The sequence below is a fragment of the Xanthobacter sp. BG11Y11_SDJG genome (genome assembly GCF_057364445.1).
This window is the reverse complement of the sequence record NZ_JBNFNU010000476.1, coordinates 1-2,878: the sequence shown is the minus strand read 5'-3', so window position 1 is coordinate 2,878 and position 2,878 is coordinate 1. Positions and strand designations below refer to the sequence as shown.

The 2,878-nt window shown below is 72.7% G+C and carries 2 protein-coding genes; both read left to right on the top strand.

Annotated elements, in window-relative coordinates:
- A partial coding sequence (locus AC2W7M_RS23125; RefSeq protein WP_486135250.1) for a baseplate multidomain protein megatron occupies positions 1–2,297 on the top strand: 2,297 nt, incomplete at its 5' end.
- Positions 2,294–2,797, top strand: a complete 504-nt coding sequence (locus AC2W7M_RS23120; protein ID WP_486135248.1) for a phage tail protein — start codon at positions 2,294–2,296, stop codon at positions 2,795–2,797. The genes AC2W7M_RS23125 and AC2W7M_RS23120, both read left to right, overlap by 4 nt.
- The last annotated feature ends 81 nt before the right edge of the window (positions 2,798–2,878 follow it).

Here is a 2,878-nt window from a genome sequence, read left to right as displayed (position 1 = left end):
CGCTCGGCGGCGCCGCCCTCGACCAGACGCTGCTCGGCGGCGCGCGCACGCCCAAGGCCGAAGGCCCGCGCCTGTCGGACCTCGAGGTGATGGCCTCCACCGAGGGCGCGCCCGTCGCGCGGCTCTACGGCCGCGCCCGTCTGCCCGGCCAGGTGATCTGGGCGACCAAACTGCGCGAGATCCGCCGCGAGGAGACGCAGAGCGTCGCCGGCAAGGGCGGCTCGCTGGCGCCCAAGGTCACCACCTACACCTATTACGCCAACTTCGCCGTCGCCTTCTGCGAGGGACCGGTGGCACGCATCGGCCGCATCTGGGCGGACGGCAAGCCGCTCGACGAGCGCCGCCTCCTCATTCGCACCCATCTTGGCGCCGAGGACCAGTCCCCGGACGCCTGGATCGCCGCCCGGCAGGGCGACGCCGACACGCCGTCCTATGGCGGCATCGCCTATCTCGTGTTCCAGAACCTGGAACTGACCGATTTCGGCAACCGCATTCCCCAGATCACCGCCGAGGTGGAGCGCCCGGTGGGGGCGCTGGAAAAGGACATCCGCGCCGTCACCCTGATCCCCGGCGCCACCGAGTTCGGCTACGACCCGCTCACCGTGCGCCAGCAGGTGGGGGAAAGCGTGTTCCTGCCGGAATCGCGCCACGTCACCACCCACCAGAGCGACTTCGAGGCGGCGCTGGAGCAACTGCTCTGCGCCTGTCCGAACCTTCAGCGGGTCAGCCTCGTCGTCTCCTGGTTCGGCGACGACCTGCGCGCCGGCATGTGCTCGGTGCGGCCGAAGAGCGAGCGCCTCGTCAAGACCACCACGCCGGTGGCCTGGGCGGTGGGCGGCGACACCCGCCTCACCGTGCCCGCCGTCTCCCGCTACGAAGGGCGCGCGGCCTATGGCGGCACGCCGGCGGACGGCAGCGTGCTGCGCGCCATCCGTCGGCTGAAAGAGGAGGGCATCAAGGTCACGCTGAACCCGTTCGTGATGATGGACATCCCGGCCGGCAACGCGCTGCCCGACCCGTGGACCGGCGCTCCCGCGCAGCCGGCCCATCCCTGGCGCGGCCGCATCGTCTGCGATCCCGCGCCGGGGCGCGAGGGCACGGCGGACGGAACGAGCGCCTGCGCCACGCAGGTTGCGGCGCTGTTCGGGACGGCCCAGCGCCACCACTTCACCCGGCTCGGCGACCTCGTGCTCTATTCCGGCCCGGCGGAATGGTCGCTCCGGCGCATGGCCTTGCATTACGCCCATCTGGCGGTGGCGGCGGGCGGGGTGGAGGCGATCCTCATCGGCTCGGAGTTCGAGGCGCTCACCCGCCTTCGGGACCACACCGGCGCCTTTCCGGCAGCGGAGGCGCTGGCCGGGCTCGCGGCCGAGGTGAAGGCGGTGGTGGGCGCCGACACCCAGGTCTCCTACGCCGCCAACTGGAGCGAATACGGGGCCCAGGTCTTCGACGGCGGCGACCTGCGCTTCCCGCTCGATGCGGTGTGGGCCTCGCCTGCCGTCGACTTCATCGGCATCGACTATTATCCGCCCATGGCGGACTGGCGCGAGGGCTCGGCCCATCTCGACGCCGCGCTCGCCCGCTCGCCCCACGAGGTGGCCTATCTCAAGGCCAATCTGCGCGCCGGCGAAGGCTTCGACTGGTTCTACGCGGACGAGGCCGCGCGGCTCGCCCAGGACCGCACGCCGATCACCGACGGCGCGCACGGCGAGCCGTGGGTCTTCCGCCAGAAGGACATCTGGTCGTTCTGGGCCAATGCCCATTTCGAGCGCACCGGCGGCGTGCGGCACGACGCGCCCACGGCTTACGCGCCGGGCGCCAAGCCCATCCGCCTCATGGAGGCAGGCTGCCCGGCGGTGGACAAGGGGCCGAACCGCCCCAGCGTGTTTCCCGACGCGAAGTCGTCGGAGAACGCGCTGCCGCCTTTCTCCACCGGCGCCCGAGACGATCTGGTCCAGCGCCGCGCGCTCGCCGCGATCCTGTCCACCTTCGAGCCGGCGGCGGGCGCGAGCCACGCCGACAATCCCGCCGCCGCGCTCTACGAGGGACGGATGGTGGAAGCGGGCTGCACCTTCCTGTGGACCTTCGATGCCCGGCCCTATCCCCAATTCCCTCTGGCGCGCGGGGTGTGGGCGGACGGCGACAACTGGCGCACCGGCCATTGGCTGAACGGGCGCCTCGGCGGCGCACCGCTCGACGGCCTGGTCGGCACCCTGTGCGCGGACTACGGCATCAACGGCGTGGATGCCTCGACCTCTCCGGCGCGGTGGACGGCTATGTATTGGAGCGGCCCATGAGAGCGCGCGCCGCCATCGAGCCTCTGGCGCGCGCCTTCGGCTTCGACGCGGCGGAGGCGGGGGACACGATCGCCTTCCGCCCGCGTGGGCGCGCCGCGCCGGTGGCGCTCGGCGTGGACGACCTGGTGCGCGGCGAGGACGGCCCGCTCGTGGCCTTCACGCGGGCGCAGGAGAGCGAGCTGCCTTGCGCGGTCCGCCTCGGCTTCGTCGACGCCCACCGCGACTATCGCCGTGTCAGCATCGCCTCGCGCCGGCTCGTGGGCGGGAGCCGACACGAAGTGGAGGCGGACCTCGCCGTGGTGGCCGAGACCGCCACCATGGTGCGCGCGGCGGATGTTTGGCTCCAAGACCTGTGGACCGGCCGCGAAAGCGCCGCCTTCACGCTCCCGCCTTCGCGCCTCGCGCTAATGCCGGGCGACCTGGTGCGGCTTGCCCTCGACGGGCGGGAGCGGCTTCTCGAGATCAACGCGGGTGGAGGGAGGCCGGCGCGCGCGCCGTGACCGCCCGCCAGCATCGACCCCCGATGTGTTTCGACGCCGCTCTGCCGCCGGCGCAGGAGGGGCACGGTCGCGCTGCCGCCG

Excerpts from the sequence above, each read along its gene's own strand:
- AC2W7M_RS23120 (WP_486135248.1), top strand. The coding sequence starts at position 2,294 with ATGAGAGCGCGCGCCGCCATCGAGCCTCTGGCGCGCGCCTTCGGCTTC.